The organism is Halarchaeum nitratireducens (genome assembly GCF_014647155.1).
Lineage (GTDB): Archaea > Halobacteriota > Halobacteria > Halobacteriales > Halobacteriaceae > Halarchaeum > Halarchaeum nitratireducens.
The window spans coordinates 1-24,078 of the sequence record NZ_BMOQ01000006.1 but is presented as its reverse complement, the minus strand read 5'-3'; the positions used below and the strand labels follow the sequence as shown (position 1 = coordinate 24,078).

Below are 24,078 nucleotides of genomic sequence, written 5' to 3'. Positions count from 1 at the left end.
GACCATCGCGTCGATCGCCCCACCCGATCGACCGGGAGCGTGGCGGAGTCGTTATCGATACCGATGGCGGCATCGGCGCGTGGCGAGTCGTTCGCCGCCGTCTGCGTAGCGGGAGCGCGCCGTCCGATGGATCGACGGGAAGTCCGTCGATTCCGGGGGTGCGGATCGAAAGCGGAGGGATGGCTCAGTCGCGGAGGAAGATATCGATCATGACCGCACCGATGATAACCGCGCCGGTCAACGTCTCCTGAAACGCGACCGACATCCCGTTCAGAACCAGGAGAACGGGGATGACGGCGATGACGAGCGAACCGAGGAACATGCCGGAGATACTGCCCTCGCCGCCGAAGAGATTCGTGCCGCCGATGACGACCGCGGCGATGATCAACAGCTCGAACCCTCGTCCCGCGGAGCCGAACATCGACCCGAAGTACGTGATCGACGGGACGCCAGCGACGGCCGTGACGACTCCGGTGATGACGAAGTTCGTGATCTTGATGCGGTCGGTGTCGATCCCGCTCCGGTTCGCGGCTGACTCGTCGTCACCCGTCGCGTAGACGTGGTGTCCGCATCGGGTCCGTTGGAGGAGAAGGCCGAAGAGGACGACCAGACCGAGCATCCAGAGGACCATGTACGCGATTTCGACGCCCGCGATCGAAACTGTCCGAAAGGTCCGGACCTTCTCCCTCGAAAGTACTCTAATTTCCGCACTTGAAGAAGCCGCCGCGGGAGGCCGTCACCGACACCAGCGCGTACGCGCCAAGTTCGGTGTCTGTTGGCGTGAAGTGGCGGTGGCGTACCGCGCTCTCGGCACCGCCGACAAGGACCACCGGCCCACGAACGTCGCGCTCGGCCAGTTGGCCCGTGAGCGCCGCTTCGGCCGCGCTCGAACCGAGACACGTCGGCGTCCACTGAGTCGGCGTCGGATCCCGATCAGTGAGCGCGTCCACGAGGTCCGTCTCGTGCCATGGATAGTGATCGACGACGGCGTCAGCTGGGATCTCCCCCTCCGCGAGCCGGTCGGCCTTGATGTTCGCCGTCAGCACGCACAGTTCTTCGCGGATCAGACAGGCGAACCCGTTCGGCCGGGCGAACCAGACGGTCGCGAGGCCGCGGACGTCAAGGTACGTGTCCGGCCGATCGAGTCGTCGTATACGTGTCGTAGCGACTGCGAGAAATTAAAATCGCATCCCGGGACGCATCGGAGTCCCGCGGCGATCGCCTACTCAGACGCGCGGCTCGTCAAGCTGGTCGCTCGAACCATCGAACGAGACCCGCCGGTTGTGGAGGGCCACGCCGGTTCTCGCATCGAACACATGGGCGGCGTCGTGTGGCAAGTGGACGATAACGGACTCGCCCTCCTCGATGCGACGCATTCCGTCGGCGATTGCGGTGAGCGACTCCGACGCGTCGGCGGCGAAATCGAGGTGAACGACGTGCTCATTCCCCATCGGTTCGACGACATCCACTGTCATCTCGAACTCGCGATCGCCGAGTGACACCGCTTCCGGGTCGTCGTCGAGGATCTCGACCGACTCCGGGCGGACGCCGAGGACGACGTCATCCGCGTCCTCGACGTCGTCGAGCACCGAGTCGTCAAACGGGTAGGTGAAGCTGTCGGCGACGAACCGGCCGTCGTCGACCGTCCCGTTGAGGTGGTTCATGTTCGGTTCGCCGAGAAACTCGGCGACGAACAGGTTCGCGGGGGCGTGATAGAGATCCAGAGGTTCGCCGACCTGCTGGAGTTCCCCGTCGTTCATCACAGCCATCCGGTCGCTCATCGTCATCGCCTCGGTCTGGTCGTGCGTGACGTAGACGGTGGTGACACCGAGGTCCTCCTGCAGGTGTTGGAGCTCCATCCGCATTGTCGCGCGGAGCTTCGCGTCGAGATTCGAGAGCGGCTCGTCCATCAGGAACACCGAGGGGTCGCGGACGATAGCACGACCGAGTGCGACCCGTTGCTGTTGGCCCCCCGAGAGTTCGCCGGGTTTCCGGTCGAGCAGGTCGGGAATGTCGAGTAAGTCCGCGACGGACTCGACGCGCTCCTCGCGCTCCTCGTCCGTGTAATCGGGCTCCTCCTCCAAGCCGAACTTCATGTTCTCCCGTACAGTCATGTGCGGGTAGAGCGCGTAGTCCTGGAAGACCATCGCCACGTCCCGGTTCTGTGGGACGCGGTAGGTGACGTCCGTCTCGTCGAATCGGATCTGGCCACTGGACGGTGTCTCCAGCCCTGCGACACAGCGGAGCGTCGTGGACTTCCCGCAGCCGGACGGGCCGACGAGGACGAGGAACTCCCCGTCCTCGATTTCCAGATCGAGGTCGTTCACGGCGACAACGTCGCCGAATCGTTTCGTCAGGTTGGATAGGTTGATCTCTCCCATGGTTTCAGGCTTCCGTTGCGAGTCCTTTGGCGAACTGTTCGGCGAACGCGACGTAGATGATGAGCGTCGGAATCGCTGCGAGGAGCGACGCCGACATCCGAACCCCGAAGTCCATCCCGCTAACGGACGCCCCGAGACTCGGTAGGACGAGCGTCACCGTCGCCGCTGAACTCGACGCGTTCCCGATAAGCGTCAGAGAGAATAAGAACTCGTTGTAAATCTGCGTGAACTGGTAGATGAAGACGACGGCGAACATCGGCTTGCAGAGCGGGACGATAATGCGGTAGTAGATCTTCGTCACGCTCGCACCGTCTATCATCGCGGATTCAACGAGCGATGTCGGGAGCGTCTGCATGTACGACCGGAACAGCACCGTGATGATCGGGATGCCGTACGCGACGTGCGTGATGATCAGCGGCACGAGCACCGCATGGTTCTCCGTGAAGTACGGGAGCGCTGCGACGTACGGCGCGACCATTTTCCCGAGCGGCAAGATGTTGTTCCAGAACCGCGCGAGCGGCACGAGCACGGCCTGATAGGGGACGAACACGCCGACCAAGAACAGGCTGAGCACGGCGAGTTGGCCGCGCCAGTCCACCATCGTCAGCCCGTACGCTGCCATACTCGCGAACAGCACGGTGAACAGCGTCGCCGGGATGGACATCACGAGCGAGTTGAGGAGTGGACCGCTGAGATGGTTCCACGCGAACTGCGCGTTGTCGAGCGTGAACCCATCCCCGAACGGCGGCAGGAACGGGAGCGTGCGGATGACTGCGGCGTTCGACTTGAACGCCGTCATCAGCCCCGTCTCGAGCGGTGCGAGGAAGAACACGACCCCGAGCAGGACGAGCGCGTATAGCGCCGCGCGTGTCCACGTCAGATCGGTGTACCAGTCGGCGAGGTCGTCTGTCGTTGGTGTGGAAACGGACATCTCAGAGACTCCCGTGTTTGTGCTGGTAGTAGAGGTACGGTGCGATGACGCCGAGCGCCAACAACAGCAACATCGTGGCGATGGCCGCGCCGTACGCCCACTCCGTGTACTTGAACGCACGTCGCACCATCAGCGTCGCGAGGATGTCAGTCCCGTTCGGTGGCCGGAACACGCCCGTGAGCGAATAGAGGAAGGTGAACGCCTTCAGCGCGAACACCATCAGCACTACCGCGGCGCTGACCGAGGACGCGCGAAGTTGTGGGATGATGATCCGGAGATAGATCCGCGCGGTGCTCGCGCCGTCTATCTTCCCGGCCTCGAACTGAGACGTAGGGATGGATCGGAGTCCCGCGAGGTAGACGACCATCGCGTATCCGCTGAACTGCCAGACGAGGGCGAAGATCACCGCAGCGAGGGCGAACTTTGGATTTCCGAGGAAGTCGATCGAAGAGAGCCCGAGCGTCTTGATGGCGAGGTTCACGAGGCCGCTATCCGGGTTGTACATCCACAGCCAGAGCTGGGCGGTGATGACGAACGAGAGCGCCATCGGGAGGACGTATATCGTCTGGACGGACTCGGAGTACCGGATGTTCCGGTCGAGGAGCACCGCCAGCGCTAGCCCGAGGACAAGGCAGATGACAGTGAACGCGACGAGCAGGACGAACGTGTTCTGCGCGGCCGTCCAGAAGGTCGAGCTGCCGAAGGCCCGCGCGTACATCTCGAAGTCGAGCTGGGAGTAGCTCGCGGACGCCAACCCCTCGTAGTCGGTCAGCGAGATGAGGACGTTCCACCCGATTCCGGCGTAGACGGCGCTCCCCATGAGCAGGAACGGGATCCCCCAGAACGGGAGTGATCGGACGAACGTCCCGTTGACGAAGTGCTGGAGCCGCTCCGAGAACGGCCTCTCATCCGTCCGGCCCGCGTGATCGGTCGGGTTCTGTGTAACCATGTATTGTCGTGGGAGAAAGGTCTCAGCTGCTCACCGCGGAGACGAGCGCGTCCGCCGTCTTGTCGACGTGGAATGGTCCCATGAAGTCGTTCCCGAACGCGCTCTTGAGGTCGCCGAGCGTCTTCGGGGAGACAGCGAGTCCGTGAGCCGTCGTCGGCGGGAGCTGGTCCGCCGAGAGGAGGTCCTTGTAGGTCATCTTCAGGAACGGCGTGAGCTTCTCCGGGTCGATATCGTTGCGCGGCGGTACCGACCCCTTCGGGTTGTTGAACGTCACTTGGGCCTTCTTCGACCCGACGAACTTCTCCCACGTTTTCGTCGTGTCCGGGGACGGGTTGTTCGCCGTCGCGATGAAGGAGTCGAGGTGGAAGACGTACAACCCCTCCGTCCCGGGGAAAGGGATCCAGTCCCAGTCCTCTTTGTACTTGAAACTCTCGTCGGCGCGGTACATCCCGTACATCCAGTTCCCCTCGTGAATACAGCCCGCCTTCCCGGACATCACCTTCGAGTTCGCCGTGGTGTAGTTGATCGAGGAAGAGTCGTTGTTGATGTAGTTCTCTAGGATGGTCTTTTCAGTCTCGAGGGCGTCGGCGATATCGCTCCGGTTGGGGTTCCCGTTGATGAAGTTCATATACGACTTCACGCCGGCCTGCCCCATGAGAATCTCCGTGAACAGCTGAAGGTTCGTGAATGGCGCCTTCATCGCCTGTGCCATCCCGACGGCGTCCGTGTTCTTCTGGATCTTTTCGAGCGCGTCAACGAGCGATGAGGGGTCTGTGAGGTCTTCGGCGTTCACGCCCGCCTCCTCGAAGACGTGGACGTTGTAGAAGAGGTTGTTCAGCCGGTGGGAGCCGATGGGAACCGTCGGCATTATCCCGTTGAACTTACATTTCTCGACCGCCGGGTCGAATATCTTGTCCTTCAGACCGTTTGCGTCCCAGACGTCTTCTTCGAGGTCCATGAGTGCGCCCTCGTACCGCTGGAGGTTCTTCCCCGGCCAGTTGGCGAAGGAACTCATCGGATTGTTATTCGCGAGCCGGCGCGTCACCGTTGCGTTCAGGCTGACGTTCGCGCTCCCGCCGACCGCCTTGATATTGGTCTTGACCTCGGGGTGCGTGTTTTTGAATTCTTGCTTGAGCGCCTCGATCGCGTTGCTACCGTCTCCCCCGGTCCACCCGTGGAGAACTTCGAGGGTTCCGCCGGATGATTCTGATCCACTACTCTGACTACTGGACCCGCCACTATTGTTTTCGCCGCCGCCGGAACTCCCGCCGCAACCGGCGAGCGCGCTCGCGCCGAGCGCACCGAGACTGGCCATAACTTTGCGCCTGTTCGTAATGAAATCGGTGGATGGGATGTCGTTCGCCATCGTTCGTTACATTCGCCTCGGTAGACGCATATAGTACTTGTGGTGTCATATCTCTCGATCTTGGGGGATACGTCGCTGGCCAGCCCGCTGGCGCGTCGCGTCCGGACCGCGTTAGACTGCGACCATCCAACTGACCAGGCGTCCCATGTTCTTGATGTCGATTCTGACCTCGTCATCCCCGGTGAGCGTGAAACTGTCTGACGGTACGAGCCCCCGTCCCCCTGAGCAACACCACTCTCTGGAGGTCGTTGTGCTGGTCGAGGCACCCGACGAGTATCTCCAATCATGTTGTCATCTCACTCGTTGACGCCGTCCTCTCGTACACCCGTCTACCGTCGCGCGTCGTCGTGAGGTCATAGGCGTCGTCCGACGCGTCGACGGCATCAGGAGACGTCGCTACGGTACTCTAGGCCGTTCGTGGGCGGTAGTGGTATCATGTGCGTATAATACACTGAGGATGACAAGATAATATCACCGCGGGCAGGACGGTCGGGTGGCGGGCCGATACGCTATGGGGCCGACGACGGCGGATCGATCGTGCGATTGCGTTCACACCGTACAGGGCGGCGATGGCACGCCTGCACCCGCGGTGACGGCCGACTCACCGATCCGTTCTGAAATACAGAACAAATCACACGGATGTTGGGCCGAAGGCTTACAAAGATATTAATGTAAAATACCTCTGTACGACGGCGAAACGGGGTCCACGCTGTTCTCTATTTTCGACGCTACTGGTTGGGGTCGACCTCGATCATGTTCGCCGCACTCCTTGGCGAGGAGGGTAGCGAGTTCGCCGGTCCCGTCTTTCGCGGTCGTCCGTACCGTGTGTTTCGCTCCCCTACGTTTGTCTACGTACCCGAATGAATAAAGATTCTATATTTCAGAACGACTGACGACCGCTCCGAGTAGAACGCGCGATCCGCGACGCCGACGTCGATGGCCCCTCACCCGAGACAGACGAGCGCGGGCCGCAGCGCGCCGTCGGTAGTCTCCCGCAAGTCGTGGTCCGCGAACGAACGCATGCCTGTTCGACTTCTATGTAGGGCGCAGCGTCGACCGCGCGAGCATCCGTTCACGACCCGTTACCGCCGAGTGCCGTTCACGCGGTGACTTCGTGCTGGCCGCGTTCCTCGGCGAGGATGTTCTCGCCGTCGGACGCCCGAAAGAGGTGGATGTCGTCCTCGTCGAAGGAGACGGTGAGGGCCTCGCCCTCGCGGGGCTTCACGTCACCGGGGACGCGCACCCGACACTCCTCGACGCCCTCCATTTCGAGGTAGAGGTAGTTGTCGGACCCGACGGGCTCCCGGACGTCGAGTATCGTCTCGATGGCGTTCTCGGCGTCCGCCTCGGCGATGTGAATATCCTCCGGTCGAATCCCGAGCACGAGCGACGCGTCGTCGCCGGCGCGCTCGCGCACCCGCTCGGCGCGCGTCGACGAGACCTCGTACTCGAAGTCCGTAGCCGTCAGCGTCGTCCCGTCGAAAGTCACGTCGAAGGTGTTCATCGCCGGACTGCCCACGAAGTCCGCGACGAAGAGATTCTTCGGCTCGTTGTATATCTCGTCGGGCGTTCCGATCTGTTGGACTTCGCCGTGGTTGAGGATGGCGACGCGGTCGGACATCGTCATCGCCTCCTCTTGGTCGTGCGTCACGTAGATGAACGTGGTGCCGAGTTCCTCGTGGATGCGTTGAATCTCCGTGCGCATGTGCGCTCGGAGCTTCGCGTCGAGATTCGAGAGCGGCTCGTCCATCAGGAAGACCTCGGGGTCGCGGACGATGGCGCGACCCGTCGCCACGCGCTGCTGTTGGCCGCCCGAGAGGCTTCCCGGCTTCTTGCCGAGTTGGTCCTCGATGCCCATCATCTCGGCGGCCTCCTCGACGCGCTGTTGGACCTCGTCGTCCGAGAGGTCGGAGGTCAGCTTCAGGCCGTAGGCCATGTTCTTCCGCGTGGACATGTGAGGGTACAGCGCGTAGTTCTGGAACACCATCGCCACGCCCCGATCTTGGGGCTGGATGTCGTTGACGACGCGGTCGCCGATGCGAATCGTCCCGGAGCTGATGTCCTCCAACCCCGCGACCATCCGCAGGAGCGTCGATTTCCCCGACCCCGAGGGACCGACGATGGTGAGGAACTCGCCGTCCTCGATGTCGAGGGTGACCCCATCTACGGCGACGATTTTCCCCTCGCCGTCACCGCTGCCGTCGTAAAGCTTCGATACGTTCTCGATGCTAACGCGACTCATGGGAAGTGATTATTAACACTGTATAATAGTTCTTCGGATGGTCTGTGGCCCCCGACGACGCTGCTCGGTCGCCGTGTCGTCCACTCGGGAGACCTACGCCCAGACCGCGAACGCGGAGTTCGATCCGCAGGCGCGGTTTTGAGCAGTTCCCTACCTAACATTTATCATGGTGCAGTCGGCCATGATTAACCGGGACAATCATGACTGGCGACCGACTATCCACGAGTACGCGCCGTAGATTCATCGCCGCTACCGGAGTGACCGGGAGCATCGCACTCGCCGGCTGCATGGGCGGTGGCGGGTCCTCGGGCGGCGGTGGCGGATCCGACTCGTACACGATCACGTTCTGGGAACTGTTCAGCGGCGGCGAGGGCCCCGTGATGAAGGACATCGTCCAGAAGTTCAACGACGAACAGCCCCTCGACGTCGAGGAGGAGGTAACGATCAACCGCCAACGCACGCCGTGGGCTCAGTACTACAACAAACTCTACACTGCGCTGACCAGCGGTAGCGGGCCCGACATGGCCATCATGCACGCGGCGTACCTGCGCTCGTGGAACAACGTCATCGACCCCATCGGGGACTATCTCGAGACGAGCGACATCGAGAGTGACTACCTCGACAACCACTGGGACCTCGTCACCGTCGAGGGCGAGACGCGCGCCCTCCCGATGGATCTCCACCCGCTCGGCGGCTACTACAACAAGGACGTCTTCGAGTCCGCGGGTCTCGATCCCGAATCGCCGCCGACCAACTGGGAGGAGTTCCAGACCGCCGGTAACGCCATCGTCGACCAGACTGACAACGCGGCATTCAGCCAATCCCCGGCCAACGATGGGTTCGGCTCGTGGCGGACGTGGAGCAGCCTCGTCAAACAGCAGGGTGGTACCCTCTTCGACAGCGACTGGAACCCGTCGTTCAACAACCAGGCCGGCCAGAACACCTCTCAGTTGTTCTGGGACATGACCGGCGACATGGGCTGGTCGCCGCAAACGACCGAGGCCGACTGGGGCACCAACGCATTCTCGAACGGGAACCTCGGGATGACGATGAACGGCACGTGGTACGTCGCCTCGCTATCGGATGTCGAGGACCTCAACTGGGGGTTCTTCAAGCCGAACGTCGCGCCGAACCGGAGCCAAGAGGCGGTCTGGGCGGACGGCCACACGGTCGTCCTCCCCCGGAGTCAGAGTCGCGGCCAGCGCAAATCTGAGCTCGCCGCGAAGGCCGCCCACTGGATGACCACCGAAAACCCCGAGTGGGGAGCGCGCGCCGGCCACCTGCCCGCCGCCGCCGACATCCGCGAATCCGAGGTGTTCCAGAACTCCCCGTTCTACGACAAGACCCTCTCGAAGTACCTCGAAATGGCCGAGAACGACGTGTACTTCTACCAACCGAAGGTACCCAACGGCGACCCGACCTCTCAAGACTGGTACCAGTGGCTGCGCGACCTATGGGGCCACAACTACGAGAATCCGCAGGCGGCTCTCGAAGACGGCGTCTCGACCATCAGTAACGGCATCAAAGAGTGAGAGATGGGACTACGAAACCGCTTCACCAAGGAATCTGACCACGCCCGCCAGACCGTCTTCGGCGTCCGCAAGGAGACCGTCGAGGGCGTGGCATGGTCGCTCCCGTATCTGGCGGTGTTCTCGGTGTTCCTCGTCTGGCCGGCGCTGAAGGGGATGTACATGAGCCTCTTCGACTGGGACCCGTTCGTTCCCTCGCAGTCGGAGTTCATCGGCGTCCAGAACTACGTCCAGCTGTTACACGACCCCGTGTTCTGGAACGCGATGCAGGGGACGGTGTACTTCGTCGCGCTCTCGGTCCCGTTACTCGTACTCGTCGGGCTCGGACTGGCGCTCGGCGTCAACAAGAACGTGAAGGGCAAGCGCATCTTGCGGGCCATCTACTTCAGCCCGTACATCCTCACCGTCGCCGTCGTCACGCTCATCTGGTCGGAGGTGTACTCCGAGGGATACGGCCTCATCAACTACTACCTCGGGTACGTCATGGACAGTCCGCCCGGCTGGCTGACGTCGACGGACTTAGCGATGCCGGCGCTGGCGTTCATGACGGTGTGGTGGCTCGTGGGGTTCAACTTCGTCATCTTCCTCGCGGCCCGACAGGGCATTCCCGAGCGCCTCTACGAGGCCGCACGCCTCGACGGCGCGAGCACGTGGCGCGCGTTCAAGGACGTCACGCTACCGCAGATGCGCAACTCCATCCTGTTCGTAGTCATCATTCAGTTCATCCTCCAGTTCCAAGTGTTCGCCCAGCCGTACGTCCTGACGGGTGGCGGCCCCCGAGACTCGACTGACACGCTGGTGTACTACCTCTACCGGAGCGCGTTCTCCCAACAGCAGTACGGCTACGGCGCGGCAATCGGGTACGTGCTCGTGATGATTCTGGTGCTCATCGCGGTCATCAACTTCAAGGTGATCGGAACCAATGACTGACGCCGAACACGAGCGGTCCGGCCTGCTCGACGACGTGTCGCTGCGCTCACTGGGGACCCACGCGGTGCTGTACGGCACTGCCATCCTCATGGCGGTCCCGTACCTGTACACGATCTCGCGGTCGTTCCAGCCGCGGCGGTTCCTGACGAGTCCGAAGCCGTTCTGGATTCCGCCCGAGATCACCTTCGAGTACTACCGACACATCCTCACGCAGTCGCTGTTCGTGCAGTGGACGATAAACACGTTCATCATCGCCGGCGGCGCGACGCTCATCATTCTCGTCATCGACTCGATGATCGCGTTCTCACTGACGCGGCTGGACTGGCCCGGCCAGTCCGTCGTGATGGGCGTCATCCTCGCGAGCTTCATGGTCCCGTACTACATGAACATCGTCCCGCTGTACACGGTCGTCTCGGACCTCGGGCTGGTGAACTCCTACTGGGGGGTGATTCTGCCCGCGGTGGCGAGCCCGCTTGGCGTGTTCCTCCTCTACCAGTTCTTCAGGGACATCCCCGACGAGTACGAGGAAGCCGCGCGCCTTGACGGGTTCTCGACGTTCCAGATTTACTCGCGCATCGTCCTGCCGCTCGCGCGTCCGATTCTGGCGTCGCTGGCGCTGTTCATGTTCGTCTACAACTGGAACGCGTTCCTGTGGCCGCTCATCGTCCTCTCGGACCAAGCGGCGTACACGCTCCCCATCGGGCTCGTGAACCTCTATCAGGGCAACATCACGACGCCCGGCCTCCACATGGCCGTGACGGTGCTGGCGTCGCTGCCTCTGTTCATCGTTTACCTCTTCTTCCAAGGTGAGATCGTCCGCGCCGTCCAGATTCAGGGCACCGGCACCACCGGGTAACCCCCCGATCCCCACTTCCCGCCGCCCACGTCGGGGACAACACTCATTACGACCAACACGCGTGTTGACAACATGCACGCTCGACGCGACTCCGACGGTGCGCCGCGCACCGACCAGCCGACGCGGGTGACGCGATGAACACGGCAGACGACGTGCGATCGGTCCACGCCGGCCTCGGCGACGCGTTTCGGTCGGCGTACCACCACAGCGTCGCCGCGGTCGTCGTCAGTCTCGGGTGGTTCGTGGCGTCACTCCCGGTCGTCACCGTCGGTCCGGCGACGCTCGCCGCGTACGCCGCCATCCAGTCGCTGCGCGAGCACGGCCGCGTCGACCGCAGCGAGGTCCGCGAGGCGCTGGCCGCCAACTGGCACAACGCGGCGCTCCTCAGCGGCGTGTTCGTCGCGTTCACCGTCGTCACCGTCGCCTACGCAACCCAGTACTTCCAGACTGGCGGCGTTCAAGCCGGCGCGCTCGCCGTCGTCGTGGGCTACGTGACCGCGCACCTCGCCGTCGTCCTCGTCGTCGCGTTCGTCCGCCTCTCCGAGGGCGCATCGGTGTACGAGGCGGTCACCGGCGGGTACTCGTGGACCGTCTCCCGTCCCTTCGACACGGTGCTCGTCGGGTTCGTCAGCCTCGGACTGTTCGCCGTCAGCGCCCTGCTCACCGTCACCGTCTGTCTGGTCTTCCCGTTCCTGCTGTTCACCTTCCACGTCGCCGTCGTCGGCCGACACGCGACGTGACCGACGCGTTCTCGATGAGCGGCGTGTCGGCAGTCTCACGTGAAGAGTGCGTCGTCACGTGTCGGTCTCGCGGCGGACGAACGTGACCGGACACGGCGACGACAGCAGTACCGACTGGGCGATGCTCCCGAAGACCGCCTTCCCGGTGGGGCTACGGCTCCGCCCGCCAACGAACACCCGGTCGGCGCCCTCCGCCTCCGCGACTCGGACGATCTCCTCCGCCGGGTCGCCGATTGCGCCGCGAATCGCGTACTCGACGCCGGCGTCCTCAAACGCGTCCACGAGATCGTGAATCACCATGTCCCGGCGCGCAACGGTGCCCGGGTCGACGTCCTCCCTCGACGGGTCGAACTCCAACTTCCGAGCGGTGTCCTCAAACTCGTCCTCGGAGAACACGTGCAGCAACACGACCGTGGCGTCGGTCGGTTCTGCGACCGTGATGGTCTCGGCCGCGACGCGGGTCGTTCGGTCCCAGTCGCCCGGTCCGATGCCTACCAGTATGGTATCGAACGCCATACCGTCACCTGAACGCAGTCACCCATAAACATTGTCCCAGCAGGGAGCGACGGGGGAGCTCGGCAGTCCGGTTACGGTTCGCGGTCGACGTTCGGCGCGTCGTCGAGGTGCTCCAAGAGCACATCAAACTGGCGTCTCAGCGCTCACCGAGCACGTGGACCTGCCCACGAGTACGGTGTTCGACCACCACCGGACGCTGGAAGACGAGGAGTTCGTGACTAGCGACGACGACAGCTACCGCGTAGGTACACGATTCTCGAAATCGGCGGGTACGCCCGGAAGCGAGATCCCACCTACGACGTGGTCGAGCCCGAGATTTAGAAGATGGCCCACCAGGTCGGCGAGCACGTCAACCTCTCGACGACCTCCGCGAGGAAGGCGATTCTCGTGGAGTTCTCCGACGAGAAGATACACGATATTCTCGACGAGCGCTTCAAAGCGGGGATTCCCGACCTCGTGTTGCGGACCGCCAACGTCGTCGAGGTCAACGTGAAGTTCTGGTAGCGTTCGGCTCCCCTAACCGTCGGACGGCGCCGTCGGTGCCGCGGGTGTCGTCGGCTGTCGGGTCAACCCATTGATTTATAATCATCGATACTACAACCATGCAGTTGCATGGCAAACGCCCGCGTTACCGTCCACCCAGAGGCGCGTATCGACCGCATCGAACCGGAACTCCACGGCCACTTCTCCGAACACCTCGGCCGCTGCGTCTACGACGGCCTGTGGACCGACGACACCGCCGACGAGGACGGGTTCCGCGAGGACGTCCTCGGACTGCTCGCCGATCTCGAAATCCCCGTTCTCCGGTGGCCGGGCGGCTGTTTCGCCGACGACTACCACTGGGAGGACGGCGTCGGCTCGCGGGAGGACCGCCCCCGTCGGCGCAATCTCTTCTGGGCGCAGGGCCGCGAGGACGTGCCCGAGGAGTCGAACGCCTTCGGAACCGACGAGTTCTTGGAGTTCTGCGAGCGCGTCGGCACCGAGCCGTATCTCGCCGCGAACGTCGGCTCGGGCGACCCGCAGGAGGCCGCCGACTGGGTCGAGTACTGTAACTACGACGGCGACACCGAGCTCGCCGACCGCCGCCGCGCGAACGGCCACGAGGAACCCTACGGCGTCAAGTACTGGGGGCTCGGAAACGAGAACTGGGGATGCGGCGGCCAGATGACCCCCGAACAGTACGCCCGCGAGTACCGCCGGTTCGCTACCTACGTCGGGTCGATGGACAACCTGATGCTCGACCACGATCTCGAGCTCATCGCCTGCGGGTTCGAGAACCACGAGTGGAACCACCGTTTCATGGAGGAGATCGGGAACACGAACTGGGGCGTCGAGTTCCCGCTTGATCACCTCACGCTGCACCACTACTACGGCCGCACGATGTCCATCGCGGAGGCCGGCGAGGAGAAGTACGATCAGTTCCTCGTGGAGGCCCTCGAAATGGACTACCACATCGAGCGCATCGCCTCGGCCATCAACGCCGTGGCGACGACGCGGGACATCGGCGTCATCATCGACGAGTGGGGCGCGTGGCACACCGAGGCGGTCGCGGAGAACGGCCTCGAACAGCCCGGCACCGTCATCGACGCGCTGTCGGCGGCCGCAGTCCTCGACATCTTCAACCATCACAGCGACGTGATGACGATGTCGAACATCGCGCAGACGGTCAACGTCCTCCAGTGTCTCGTGGAGACCGACGGCGACGAGGCGTGGGCGCGCCCGACCTACCGCGTGTTCGACCTCTACGCGCCCCACAAGGGCAACGACGCGCTCACGACGACCGTGGACACGCCGTCCCGCGAGGTCGAGCACGGGGACGACGACCTGCCGTTCGTCGGCGCGTCCGCCTCGGTCGCCGAGGACGGCGAGACGTACGTGACAGTCACGAATCTGGACTGCCGCGACGGCCATACCGTCGAGGTCGCCATCGAGGGTGCGGACGCCGGCGACGCCGACGTGGCCGCACAAGTGCTGTTCGAGGGGCAGGACCCGGGCCTCGAAGCCGGCGCGTCGAACGCCGACGAGTTCGCGGCCGACGACCTCGGCGTGGACGTGGACGGCGACGTGCTGACCGTGGACCTCGCGCCGTCGACGGTCGCCGGCATCTCCGTCGAGTAACGAGTCGTCCTACGACTCTTCCCACGCGACGACTCCGTTTTTCGTGGTTCGTTCGAGATTGCCGCGGTCAGCCTGCACGTTAAGGTGCTCAGACAGCTAGTCGTCAACCGCGCCCGAGAATCGACGTGAGCACGCTTCCCACGGAGCGGCGATCACACCGATAACACTTGCGAAAGATTGTTACAATTTCCTGCCGACGATAGTGTTGCGGTGATGAATGCATGAATAAACCCACTCTCGGCGACGGCGCGACACGTAGAGACTACCTCCGGGTACTCGGGCTCCTCGGCGCTGCCAGCGTCGGCGCGACGGGATCCGTTCATGCGGCGACCACCGACCCCGGCACCAAACACAGTGGGGAGACGCTGTACGCACCGCCCGAGGGCGCACCGGCGCCCGGCGCGATGTACCCCCGCGTCGAGCGCCTTGAACACGCACCCGGCGGCAACGACACGCTGCTAGCGACCTTCGAGTACTACCCGTCGATGAGCGGCGGCGCGGAGCCGTTCTTCCCGGTATACCGGAGCACGAACGGTGGCCAGACGTGGTCGAAGTTCTCCGAGATTTACGACCAGAGCGGAAAGGACTGGGGGATGCGGTATCAGCCCACCCTCTACGAACTTCCCGAGGAGGTCGGGCCGTGGCCGGCGGGAACCGTACTCGCCGCTGGGAATTCGATTCCGATTCTCGACGACCCTAGCGACATCCCAGAGGGCGAAATCGGGACGCTCGGCGACTCCAGTATCGACCTCTACGCCAGCACTGATCACGGCGAGTCATGGGAGTACGTCAGCACTGTCGTCACCAGCGGGACGGCAGTTCCACAGGCTGGCAACAGCCCAGTCTGGGAACCGGAGCTCCAGCTCGACGCGGACGGCCATCTCATCTGTTACTTCGCGGACGAGCGGCAAGGCAGCGACGACGACTACAATCAGCTCGTTGGACTCAAGGCGTCCGCGGACGGCGGGCAGACGTGGGGCGACGAGCAGTTCGTGGCCGCGGTGCCGAACGGGGTCGACCGGCCCGGCATGCCGGTCGTCGTCGAACTCCCGGACGGTACCTATATGATTGCCTACGAGGTCGTCGGCTCCAACGAGGTGAACGGTGAGATACGTGTGAAGACATCCCCGAACGGCCGCGATTGGGGTGACCCGACCGACCTCGGCCAGCAGGTCGTTACCGCCGACGGTCGACGGTTAGTCAACGGTCCGTACGTCACGTGGACGCCGCGGGGCGGCCCGGACGGGACGGTACTGGTCTCCGGCAAACAGTTGGTTGACGAGAACCATCAACCCGCAGAGGGGAACGGCGAGGTCGTCCTTGCCAACACGAACCTCGACGGAAGTGGGGACTGGACAGCCGTCGAGGCGCCGCTGTCGTTCCGGACATCGGGCGAACTCGGCGGCCGAATCTTCGTCGGGTGGACGACTCCGATTCTCCCGTCGCCAAATGGCAAACACCTCCTCGAAATGACGTCGACCGCGATGAACGAGACGCTGACCCAGATTCAGTACGCCGAGCGGCCACTGAAACTGAACAAGCTCTGACTAGCGACACGAGCGCAACACTCGCTACCATCCGTCGAGTCACGCGTCCTCCGCCACCGGTTTCGATGTGTGCGGCGCACACACCGGAACCGGGGTAGTTCGTTGGAAGAAGGCCGTATGTTTTAGTCGCCAGCGTGCGCATGGTGACCTATGGCGTACGCGACCACGACGAAGCTCGAACGACTTCGAGCTGTACTCGCCGAGCGCGATCTTGACGAGCTGTGGCTCTGTCGGCCAGCGAACTACGGGTGGCTGACCGGTGGCGACCCGGTCGTCGACATGACCAGCGACGTGGGTGTCGGGGCGGTCGGCGTCGGGCACGACGGCGTGCGCGTGCTCGCGCCGAACAACGAACGCGGCCGCCTCCTCGACGAGGAGCTTCCCGGACTCGACGCCGCGGACACCGCTCCCGAGGTGACGGAGTTCGAGTGGCACGACGCCTCGCTCCGGGAGGCCGTCGCCTCACACCACAACGGCGTGGCCGCCGCGGACGTGGCCATCGCGGGCGTCGAGGAGCTCGACCCGACGCGCGTACGTTCGCCGATGCCGCCCGTGGAGCGCGACCGGTACCGGGATGCCTGCGAAGAGACGACCGCAGCCGTCGAGGCCGTCGCCCGAGACCTCACCAGCGAGACGACCGAGCGGGCGGCCGCCGGTGCGCTCTCGCAGGCGCTGTTCGAACGCGGCTTCCGCACCCCGGTCGTGCTGGTCGGCGGCGGCGACCGCTCGCAGCGATACCGCCACTACACGCCCAGCGGCGCGCCCCTCGGCGACTTCGCCCACCTGACGGTCGTAGCGGAACGGGGCGGCCACGACGTCGCCGTGACGCGGACGGTCGCCTTCGACGCACCGGCGTGGCTCCAGGAGCGCCACGACGCCGCCGGTCGGGTCGCGGCGACAGCGTTCGCGGCGACGCGGGAGGTCGGTTCGTCCGTCGGGTCGGCCGGCGAGGTCTTCGACGCACTCTCGGATGCGTACGCGGCGGTCGGGTTCGAAAGCGAGTGGCGCGCCCACCATCAGGGCGGCGCCATCGGGTATGCGACCCGGGAGTGGATTGCGACGCCGGACGCCGAGAACCGCGTAGCGCTCCCGATGCCGTTCGCGTGGAACCCGACCGTGCAGGGCGCGAAATGCGAGGATACGGCGCTGGTCACCGAGCGCGGCATCGAGGTCGCCACAACGACCGGCCGGTGGCCGACCACCACCTACGAGGCCGTCGGATACGACGAGTCGGTGTCGTTCCACGACCCGCTCGTCCTAGACTGACGACCGACGAGCATTTAGCTGATTGCCGAAAGAAAACGTGGCGTGCGTTGGACGTGTCCCCAGTGCAGCGGCGACGTTGAGCGAGACCACGGCTCACTCGTCTCGAATCCCGCCCGTACGTCGGCACCCCGCTGCGGCCGTGTCGAAAGCTAGTGCCCGGCGTCTCGGTTACGGGTCGAGTTCGACGCGCCGCCCGCTCTCGGCGGACTCGTAAAGGGCACGGATGGCGCGCATGTCGACCATACCGTGTTCGCCGTCGGGTTCGGGGTCGAGGCCGCGCTGGAGGCGATTGGCGAAGTAGTCGAACTCCTCGCGCATCTGGTCGACCGGTTCCGGACGGAACTCGCCCCCGATGTCCGGCCCGGATACCCGGAGCACTTTCTGGGTGTTCGGGAAGAACAGTCCCTCGATGCTCAGCTCGCCCTCGGTACCGACGAACCGGAGGCTCGACGTCACCGTCGCGCTGTGGGAGATCGTACACGAGGCGAGCTTGCCGTCGGGGAACTCGAGTTGGAAGGCCCCGTGTTCGTCAGTCCCATCGTAGGCGGGTTGCTCGGACTCCGTCCGTGCGTACACCGCCTGTGGATCCTCCTCCAGGATGAACCGGATCGTGTTCAGCGGGTAGATCCCGATGTCGTTGAGCGTCGTCCCGCCCGCCAAGTCGCGGTCGAACCGCCAACTAGTCTCGTCGACGGAGTCGAGAATCGTGTCCGACATGTGCCCGACTATCGAGACGACGTCCCCGATGGCGCCGTCCCGAATCAGCTCCCGGGCGCGGCGAGCCACCGGCTCGGTCTGGAGCCGGTACGCGACCATCAACGGGACGCCTGCCTCGCGGCAAGCATCGACGGTCGCCTGCGCGTCCTCGACGGTCGCCTCTAAGGGTTTCTCGCAGAGGACCGCCTTGCCGTGTGCGGCCGCGGCCTCGACGTGCTCGCGGTGGAAGCCGTTCGGCGTGCAGACATACACCGCATCGTACGCGTCGCTCGCCACGCCGTCGGCGTACTCGTCGTACGTGAGTGTCGCTTCGATACCCTCCAGGTCGGCCGCGACGTCCTCGGCCTTCTCCGTGCTGGAACTGACCAGAGCGGTCGTCGTGCAGTGCTCCGCGTTTTCGACGGCAGGGATCGACTGCTCGCGCGTCCACCACCCGAGCCCGACCATGGCGAACCGGACCGGAGCGGCGTCAGTGGGCGTCTCCCAGTCACGTCCGCTGAAGCTGTCGAGGTCGACTTCCATGCGCGACACATTCCACTCCCGACAGATAGTCTTCACGGACACTGCCTAGTTGAGTCAGTTTGAGAAGTGGACGAGTCTGCGCACATCTTTGGACGATACACGCATCGACCTGCTCACTTCTCAAACCTCGCCGGCAGCGGGCTGAAATCGGTGTCTCGCTTCGCTCCCTCTTCGGGCGTCTCAGCACGGCCTTTTCGCCGGGCCGTGGAGCCCGTCGGAACCGCGAGTTCAGACGGAGATCGTTCGGTTGACCAACTGTCCGATGTTCTCGATGTCGATACGCACTTCGTCGCCCTCTGTGAGTGTGAACCCGTCCGGCGGCACGAGCGCCGTCCCCGTGAGGAGCACCACGGTCTCGGGGAGGTCGTTGTGCCGGCTGAGGTACTCGACGAGCGTTTCACACGTCGTCGCCATCTCGCTCGTCGACGTCGACCCCTCGTACACTCGATCGCCGTCGCGTTCGATCGCGAGCGTCATCGTGAGGTCGTGGGGGTCCTCGACAGTTTCACCGGTCGCGACGCACGGGCCGATCGAACAACACCGGTCGTACACCTTCGCCTGCGGGAGGTAGAGCGGGTTCTCACCCTCGATCTCCCGGCTCGAAACGTCGTTTCCGACCGTATATCCGACGACGCTTCCCCGGTGGAGCACGACCCCGAGTTCGGGTTCGGGGACGTCCCACGCGGAGTCCGCGCGGACGCCGATCGCGTCGTTCGGGCCGACGGTCCGCGACGGCGTCGCCTTGAAGAAGACTTCCGGCCGCTCGCTCTCGTAGACGTCGATGTAGACCTCCGGCTTTCCGCTCTCCGCCTTTCGCGCCTCCTCGCTGATCTGATACGTGACGCCCGCCGCCCACACCTCGTCCGGCACGACCGGCCGAAGGGACTCACCGCGGAGGGTCGTCGGATCGAGCGGGTCGGCGTCACCGAGTCGATCCCGCGCGATGGCGTCGATCGATCGGTCGCTCGCGTTGGCCGCCCGAGCGAGCTCGGTGAACGAGCCCAGGTCGGGCGACGCCGTCGTGAGGTCGTGGGCGTCGCCCGACGTGTCGACGGCAACGAGAGAGGCCGTTGCGGTACTCTGCGCTGTGCGTGGGAGGCGGTAGTATCGCATACGGGTACGATACACCGAGGGTGATAAAATAGTACCGCCGCGAGCGGAACGGCTCGGTCGGCGGGTCGATACGCCGTGGGACCGACGACGACGGATCGCTCGCGCGATCGCGTTCACACCGCGGAGGGCGTCGATAACACGCGTGTACTCCGCGATGTCGGCCGACCCACCGGACCGTTCTGAAGGAGAGAACGGCCCACGCGGACGCTGGACCGATGGTTTACGATAATACTAGTGTAAACACTATCTGTGCGACGGCGAAACGGGGTCCGAACTGTTCTCTATTTTCGACGCTAGTAGTTGAGGTTGAGTTCGATCACGTTCGCCGCGCTCAGCACGCGCTCGGCGAGTCGCCCCTCCAACTCCTCGTCGCTGACCCGGCTCGCGGGGGCGGAGAGGCTGATGGCCCCGACGACGTCGCCGGTGGACTGCGTGACCGGGGCCGCGATACACCGGAGGCCTTCGAGGCGTTCCCCGTCGTCGATCGCGTACCCGCGCTCGCGAACCTCGTCGAGCGCCTCGTCGAGTTCTCCTCGAGTCCCGATGCTCCGCGCTGTCCGGCGTTCGAGTCCGTGGCGCTCGACGATCTCGTCGACGCGTGCCTCAGGGAGGTGTGCGAGGATCGCCTTTCCCAGTCCGGTCGTGTGAAGATACGTCCGGCGGCCCGCATAGGTGTCGAGATCGACGGCGTCCTCTCCCTTCGAGCGCATGAGGTAGACGCCGACGCCGCGCTCCTCGACGAGGAGGTTAGCGAGCTCGCCGGTCTCGTCCGCGAGCGACTTCACTTCGGGTTCGGCGATGCGGTAGAAGTCCATCGACTTCCTGGTGTGGCCACCGATCTCGAGAAATTTCAGTCCGAGTCGGTACTCGTCGCCGTCTTGGAGGACGTAGCCGTGTTCCTTGAGCGTCGTCAAGTGGTTGTGTACCGCGCTCTTTCCCATGTCGAGTTCGTCGGCCAGCTCGGTCACGCCACAGGCGCCCCTGTTGCGGAGCTCCTCCACGAGGGTGAGCGTCTTCGCGGTCGTCCGAACCGTGTGTTTCGCTCCCATACGTTCGACTACGTACTCACATGAATAAACATTCTGGATTTCAGAACGACTGATGACCGTCCCCGCGCTACGACTCGCCACTCGTCCGCGCCGAGGACCTCGACGCTCGGACGACCACCCCGGTCTTCGACGTCTCCGAAGTTCCGAGTGAGGTGCGTTCGTCGGACCCGGATTCCGTTTCGGTGGCTGGATCGACGAGCGACGCAGAAGACGACGTCCCGGTGTGAAACGGTGGGACGGCGCTCTGCGACGTCGATGAACTATGGACGCCGAACCGACGTCGTTTGCCCCGTCTCGGCGGCCTCGTAGATCGCTTCGAGCGCGTACATGTCGACGAGACCGTGCTCGCCATCCGCGTAGACCGGTTCGCCAGCGAGCACCTGGTTCGCGAAGTAATCGAACTCGTACTCCATCTGATCGACCTGCTCGGTCTCGACGCTGACGGTCGTTCCGTCCCGAGCGACTGTCAGCCCGGTTTCCATGTGGAACGCGGGGTGTAGTTCGATGCGTCCCTCGGTCCCCACGACTTCGAGGCGGGTCTCGTCGCTCCCGTTCTGACTCGACGTGAACGATCCGAGCGTCCCGTCGTCGTACTCGACGGAGAACGCGGCGTGTTCATCGGGGACGTCCTCGAACTCCTCGCGCGCCGAGCACATCATCGACTGCACGGCGACCGGATCGGCATCGAGGAGGAAGCGTGCCGTGTTCAGCGGATAGATCCCGAGATCCATCACCGAAGCTCCGTACCCGGTGAGGTCGGGGGCCAGACGCCATTGATCGGCGTCGGGAATCATGTCCAAGAGCGGCTGCGAGTTCTCACCGTTGAGCACCGTCGGCTCGCCGATGACCCCGTCTCGGATGAGGTCCCGCGCGTGGCGGACCGCGGGTTCGGTGTGCATCCGGTAGGCGACCATGAGCGTCACGTCAGTGCCCGACGCGGCCTCAACGACGGCCTCCGCGCGTTCCCGCGTCGCCTCCATGGGCTTCTCGCAGAGAACGTCCTTCCCGAGGTCGACGGCCGACCCGACGTGTTCGAGGTGCGTCGCGTTCGGCGTGCAGACGTACACCGCGTCGTAGGCCTCGGCGGCCGTCCCGTCCGCGAACTCGTCGTACGTCAGGCCGTGATCGATCGAGTCGTACGACTCGCGGACGCGCTCCGCTTTCGCCGCCGAACTCGTGACGACCGCCGTCGTCGTGCATAGCTCGGACGCCTCGATCGCGGGAAGGACGAACTCCTGCGTCCACCATCCGACGCCGACGAGGGCGAAGCGAACGGTGCCGTCGTGGACGGTCTGCCACTCCCGACTGTCGCGCTCCAAGAGGGAATACGTCGCCATCGTCTGTCGTATCACGGACGATCAGCATAAATCACGGGGACCGCGCGCTCTCGGTGACAGCGTCAGTCCGTCGGGAACGCCGATCGGAACGGCGCCGTCCCGCGAACGCCAGACGGCGCCGGGAACCGGAAGAGCGCGCCCGCACCGTCGCCCTCGCTCGCGCGGTCGTCGCCGCCGGCGGTCGTGACGTAGACGTCTCGATAGTCCGGTCCGCCGAAGGCGACGCTCGAGACCTTCGCCGCGGGAAACCGAACGCGCTCGCGCTCGGTCGCGGACGCGTCGTAGCGGACGACCGCCGACCCGTTCCACCGGGCGGACCAGACGTCACCGTCCGCGTCCACGGCCATCCCGTCCGGGATCCCCGCCTCGCCGCGCACGTCCAAGAAGGTCCGACGCCGCGTGAGCGCCCCGGTCTCCGGGTCGTAGTCGAACCGGTAGACGGTCTTCGCGTTCGACTCGGTCACGTACATCGCGTCACGCGCCGTGGTGTACCCCATCCCGTTCGGGATGTCGTACGCCCCCTCGACGCGCTCGATCGAACCGTCGGTGTCGAATCGGTACAGCCGCCCGAGGCGATCGCCGGTCGGCATGGTGCCCGCGAACACCCGGCCCTTCGGGTCCGCGACGACGTCGTTGAACCGGGTGCCCGCGGCGTCGCCGACCGTCGCGACGGTCGAGGGGGAGCCGCCGTCGAAGCGCTCGACGCGACCGCCCGCACGGAACAAGAGCAACGCGCCGTCCTCCTGTATCGTGACTCCGCTCAGCGCGTCGTCGCCGTCGAGCACGCATTCGTGTCGGTCTCGCTTCGGGTCGTACCGGAGGAGTCGACCGCTCGGGATGTCACACCAGAAGAGCACGCCCTCGTCGGGATGCCAGATCGGTCCTTCGCCCGTCTCACAGCGCGTGTCCGCGACACGCGTCACCTGCGTGGAGGACTCCATACGGTCGCCTCTACGCCCAGCGCCGTGAGTGTTTCCCCCGAACACTCGGGGCGCGCCGTCGAATTTCGTATATTAATATAGGATTTCCTAGATACCTAGTAGATCGCCCCATTCTCTGTTGTTTAGTTGTCTGGACCAGACAACACAAGGGATCAGTTGTCGACCTCTCGAAGGCGTCGCTCATGATGGTGGCTCACTGGCCGTGGCTGTACATCTCCGAGGTCGTCGTGGAGTCCTGGTGGCGGAGCGCACGCTGGGCAGCGGCCAGCCCCTTCAACCGATAGAGGACTTCCCCGGCGCCACGACGAGCGCCGTGTGGCTTCAAGTACTCGTGGTCGCCCCCCACATCGATATCGCCTGCTTCGCAGAGACGCCGAAAGATGCGGCGTGCAGACTCCTAATCGACGGCGTCCTTGATCTCGTGTCGCGCTCGAAAAAGCCCATCCAGGAGCTTGCGTGGGCGTCGATCGGGAACGTGCTCACGGCGATCCAAATCTGCGAGGCCAACGACCGCGGCGTTCTCGTGCCGTGGAACTCCTGGCGTCACGAGTTCTACAAGCCGATGGGGACGCTCCACGACGCCGACCCCGGCGGCTTCATTTCCGCGCCCGAGGTCGGCCTCCACGGGAACGTCCACGAACTCGACTTCTCCTCGTTGTATCCGAACATCATCTGTACCCGGAACGTCTCGCCGGACGGTATCCGGTGTAGCTGTCACAGCGACCGCGACGACGTCCCCGGCCTCGGATACTCGATTTGCGACGCCCGGGACTACCTCGTCGACGTCCTCCAGCCGATCATCGACGCCCGCGACGAGATCAAGGCAGCCATCCGTCGCGAGAAGGAACGGGACGACCCCGACGAGGACCGACTGGCGGAATTCGACGGACGGTCGGGAGCGCTGAAGTGGACCCTGGTCGCCTGCTTTGGTTATCAAGGTTTAGCAATGCGAAGTTCGGGCGCATCGAGTGCCACGAAGCGATCAACGCGTTCGCTCGGGAGATTCTGCTGACGGCGAAACAGCGGCT

The 24,078-nt window shown here is 64.4% G+C and carries 21 protein-coding genes and 1 pseudogene; 9 read left to right on the top strand and 13 right to left on the bottom strand.

The window, feature by feature from the left end; genetic code table 11:
• Positions 1-184: 184 nt before the first annotated feature.
• The 7 genes from IEX91_RS11005 to IEX91_RS10975 all read right to left on the bottom strand — a co-directional run bounded on the left by IEX91_RS11005 (position 185) and on the right by IEX91_RS10975 (position 7,869).
• Positions 185-655 carry an ABC transporter permease gene (locus tag IEX91_RS11005; protein WP_268238706.1) on the bottom strand — a complete coding sequence of 157 codons (471 nt, stop codon included), beginning with the start codon at positions 653-655 and terminating at the stop codon, positions 185-187.
• A 43-nt stretch (positions 656-698) separates the two neighbouring features.
• Positions 699-1,046, bottom strand: coding sequence for a hypothetical protein (locus IEX91_RS11000; RefSeq protein WP_188878984.1), 348 nt, complete (start codon positions 1,044-1,046; stop codon positions 699-701).
• 180 nt (positions 1,047-1,226) lie between these two features.
• The gene (locus tag IEX91_RS10995; RefSeq protein ID WP_188878983.1) at positions 1,227-2,381 is read right to left on the bottom strand and encodes an ABC transporter ATP-binding protein; all 1,155 of its coding nucleotides are present in this window, start codon (positions 2,379-2,381) and stop codon (positions 1,227-1,229) included.
• Positions 2,382-2,385: 4 nt separating this feature from the next.
• Positions 2,386-3,312 carry a carbohydrate ABC transporter permease gene (locus IEX91_RS10990; protein ID WP_188878982.1) on the bottom strand — a complete coding sequence of 309 codons (927 nt, stop codon included), beginning with the start codon at positions 3,310-3,312 and terminating at the stop codon, positions 2,386-2,388.
• A gap of 1 nt (position 3,313) precedes the next feature.
• Positions 3,314-4,261 carry a carbohydrate ABC transporter permease gene (locus IEX91_RS10985; RefSeq protein WP_188878981.1) on the bottom strand — a complete coding sequence of 316 codons (948 nt, stop codon included), beginning with the start codon at positions 4,259-4,261 and terminating at the stop codon, positions 3,314-3,316.
• Between the two features lie 22 nt (positions 4,262-4,283).
• Positions 4,284-5,576: an ABC transporter substrate-binding protein gene (locus IEX91_RS10980; RefSeq protein ID WP_188878980.1), complete on the bottom strand. Its 1,293-nt coding sequence runs from the start codon at positions 5,574-5,576 to the stop codon at positions 4,284-4,286.
• A 1,150-nt stretch (positions 5,577-6,726) separates the two neighbouring features.
• A complete protein-coding gene (locus tag IEX91_RS10975) occupies positions 6,727-7,869 on the bottom strand; it encodes an ABC transporter ATP-binding protein (protein WP_188878979.1) in 1,143 nt (380 codons plus the stop codon).
• A gap of 200 nt (positions 7,870-8,069) precedes the next feature.
• Between IEX91_RS10975 and IEX91_RS10970 the strand changes: the two genes are divergently transcribed.
• The 4 genes from IEX91_RS10970 (at position 8,070) to IEX91_RS10955 (ending at position 11,924) form a co-directional block, all read left to right on the top strand.
• Entirely contained in the window at positions 8,070-9,401 is a 1,332-nt protein-coding gene (locus IEX91_RS10970; RefSeq protein ID WP_188878977.1) for an ABC transporter substrate-binding protein, read from the top strand.
• Positions 9,402-9,404: 3 nt separating this feature from the next.
• Positions 9,405-10,328, top strand: coding sequence for a carbohydrate ABC transporter permease (locus IEX91_RS10965; protein ID WP_188878976.1), 924 nt, complete (start codon positions 9,405-9,407; stop codon positions 10,326-10,328).
• Positions 10,321-11,184 carry a carbohydrate ABC transporter permease gene (locus tag IEX91_RS10960; protein ID WP_188878975.1) on the top strand — a complete coding sequence of 288 codons (864 nt, stop codon included), beginning with the start codon at positions 10,321-10,323 and terminating at the stop codon, positions 11,182-11,184. The genes IEX91_RS10965 and IEX91_RS10960 overlap by 8 nt, the downstream gene beginning before the upstream one ends.
• Before the next feature lie 134 nt (positions 11,185-11,318).
• Positions 11,319-11,924 carry a hypothetical protein gene (locus tag IEX91_RS10955; protein WP_188878974.1) on the top strand — a complete coding sequence of 202 codons (606 nt, stop codon included), beginning with the start codon at positions 11,319-11,321 and terminating at the stop codon, positions 11,922-11,924.
• Positions 11,925-11,978: 54 nt separating this feature from the next.
• On the opposite strand, the gene IEX91_RS10950 is transcribed toward IEX91_RS10955, so the two are convergent.
• The gene (locus IEX91_RS10950; RefSeq protein WP_188878972.1) at positions 11,979-12,440 is read right to left on the bottom strand and encodes a universal stress protein; all 462 of its coding nucleotides are present in this window, start codon (positions 12,438-12,440) and stop codon (positions 11,979-11,981) included.
• 324 nt (positions 12,441-12,764) lie between these two features.
• Here IEX91_RS10950 and IEX91_RS10945 point away from each other — a divergent pair, with 324 nt between their 5' ends.
• From IEX91_RS10945 to IEX91_RS10930, 4 genes are all read left to right on the top strand, one after another.
• Positions 12,765-12,944 (top strand): hypothetical protein, encoded by a 180-nt coding sequence (locus IEX91_RS10945; protein ID WP_188878971.1) that lies wholly within the window; start codon positions 12,765-12,767, stop codon positions 12,942-12,944.
• A 108-nt stretch (positions 12,945-13,052) separates the two neighbouring features.
• Positions 13,053-14,558, top strand: a complete 1,506-nt coding sequence (locus IEX91_RS10940; protein ID WP_188878969.1) for an alpha-N-arabinofuranosidase — start codon at positions 13,053-13,055, stop codon at positions 14,556-14,558.
• Between the two features lie 221 nt (positions 14,559-14,779).
• A complete protein-coding gene (locus IEX91_RS10935; RefSeq protein ID WP_188878968.1) occupies positions 14,780-16,105 on the top strand; it encodes a sialidase family protein in 1,326 nt (441 codons plus the stop codon).
• Positions 16,106-16,255: 150 nt separating this feature from the next.
• Entirely contained in the window at positions 16,256-17,371 is a 1,116-nt protein-coding gene (locus IEX91_RS10930; RefSeq protein ID WP_188878967.1) for a M24 family metallopeptidase, read from the top strand.
• 168 nt (positions 17,372-17,539) lie between these two features.
• Here IEX91_RS10930 and gfo6 (IEX91_RS10925) read toward each other — a convergent pair whose 3' ends face one another.
• From gfo6 (IEX91_RS10925) to IEX91_RS10905, 5 genes are all read right to left on the bottom strand, one after another.
• On the bottom strand, positions 17,540-18,610 hold the full coding sequence (gene gfo6, locus IEX91_RS10925) for a D-xylose 1-dehydrogenase Gfo6 (RefSeq protein WP_188878966.1): 1,071 nt from the start codon (positions 18,608-18,610) through the stop codon (positions 17,540-17,542).
• A 228-nt stretch (positions 18,611-18,838) separates the two neighbouring features.
• Positions 18,839-19,723 (bottom strand): fumarylacetoacetate hydrolase family protein, encoded by an 885-nt coding sequence (locus IEX91_RS10920; RefSeq protein ID WP_188878964.1) that lies wholly within the window; start codon positions 19,721-19,723, stop codon positions 18,839-18,841.
• A gap of 293 nt (positions 19,724-20,016) precedes the next feature.
• Positions 20,017-20,772, bottom strand: coding sequence for an IclR family transcriptional regulator (locus IEX91_RS10915; RefSeq protein WP_188878963.1), 756 nt, complete (start codon positions 20,770-20,772; stop codon positions 20,017-20,019).
• Between the two features lie 260 nt (positions 20,773-21,032).
• Positions 21,033-22,109 (bottom strand): D-xylose 1-dehydrogenase Gfo6, encoded by a 1,077-nt coding sequence (gfo6, locus tag IEX91_RS10910; RefSeq protein ID WP_188878961.1) that lies wholly within the window; start codon positions 22,107-22,109, stop codon positions 21,033-21,035.
• A 62-nt stretch (positions 22,110-22,171) separates the two neighbouring features.
• The gene (locus IEX91_RS10905; RefSeq protein ID WP_188878960.1) at positions 22,172-23,050 is read right to left on the bottom strand and encodes an SMP-30/gluconolactonase/LRE family protein; all 879 of its coding nucleotides are present in this window, start codon (positions 23,048-23,050) and stop codon (positions 22,172-22,174) included.
• Between the two features lie 400 nt (positions 23,051-23,450).
• Between IEX91_RS10905 and IEX91_RS10900 the strand changes: the two are divergent.
• Positions 23,451-24,078, top strand: a pseudogene (locus IEX91_RS10900) (DNA polymerase domain-containing protein); the annotation flags it as partial.

Bases quoted from the DNA above. Each gene is read 5' to 3' on its own strand.
- IEX91_RS10995 (WP_188878983.1), bottom strand. From the start codon at position 2,381: ATGGGAGAGATCAACCTATCCAACCTGACGAAACGATTCGGCGACGTT.
- IEX91_RS10990 (WP_188878982.1), bottom strand. From the start codon at position 3,312: ATGTCCGTTTCCACACCAACGACAGACGACCTCGCCGACTGGTACACC.
- IEX91_RS10985 (WP_188878981.1), bottom strand. From the start codon at position 4,261: ATGGTTACACAGAACCCGACCGATCACGCGGGCCGGACGGATGAGAGG.
- IEX91_RS10980 (WP_188878980.1), bottom strand. From the start codon at position 5,576: ATGGCCAGTCTCGGTGCGCTCGGCGCGAGCGCGCTCGCCGGTTGCGGC.
- IEX91_RS10975 (WP_188878979.1), bottom strand. From the start codon at position 7,869: ATGAGTCGCGTTAGCATCGAGAACGTATCGAAGCTTTACGACGGCAGC.
- IEX91_RS10970 (WP_188878977.1), top strand. From the start codon at position 8,070: ATGACTGGCGACCGACTATCCACGAGTACGCGCCGTAGATTCATCGCC.
- IEX91_RS10965 (WP_188878976.1), top strand. From the start codon at position 9,405: ATGGGACTACGAAACCGCTTCACCAAGGAATCTGACCACGCCCGCCAG.
- IEX91_RS10960 (WP_188878975.1), top strand. From the start codon at position 10,321: ATGACTGACGCCGAACACGAGCGGTCCGGCCTGCTCGACGACGTGTCG.
- IEX91_RS10955 (WP_188878974.1), top strand. From the start codon at position 11,319: ATGAACACGGCAGACGACGTGCGATCGGTCCACGCCGGCCTCGGCGAC.
- IEX91_RS10950 (WP_188878972.1), bottom strand. From the start codon at position 12,440: ATGGCGTTCGATACCATACTGGTAGGCATCGGACCGGGCGACTGGGAC.
- IEX91_RS10945 (WP_188878971.1), top strand. From the start codon at position 12,765: ATGGCCCACCAGGTCGGCGAGCACGTCAACCTCTCGACGACCTCCGCG.
- IEX91_RS10940 (WP_188878969.1), top strand. From the start codon at position 13,053: ATGGCAAACGCCCGCGTTACCGTCCACCCAGAGGCGCGTATCGACCGC.
- IEX91_RS10935 (WP_188878968.1), top strand. From the start codon at position 14,780: ATGAATAAACCCACTCTCGGCGACGGCGCGACACGTAGAGACTACCTC.
- IEX91_RS10930 (WP_188878967.1), top strand. From the start codon at position 16,256: ATGGCGTACGCGACCACGACGAAGCTCGAACGACTTCGAGCTGTACTC.
- gfo6 (WP_188878966.1), bottom strand. From the start codon at position 18,610: ATGGAAGTCGACCTCGACAGCTTCAGCGGACGTGACTGGGAGACGCCC.
- IEX91_RS10920 (WP_188878964.1), bottom strand. From the start codon at position 19,723: ATGCGATACTACCGCCTCCCACGCACAGCGCAGAGTACCGCAACGGCC.
- IEX91_RS10915 (WP_188878963.1), bottom strand. From the start codon at position 20,772: ATGGGAGCGAAACACACGGTTCGGACGACCGCGAAGACGCTCACCCTC.
- gfo6 (WP_188878961.1), bottom strand. From the start codon at position 22,109: ATGGCGACGTATTCCCTCTTGGAGCGCGACAGTCGGGAGTGGCAGACC.
- IEX91_RS10905 (WP_188878960.1), bottom strand. From the start codon at position 23,050: ATGGAGTCCTCCACGCAGGTGACGCGTGTCGCGGACACGCGCTGTGAG.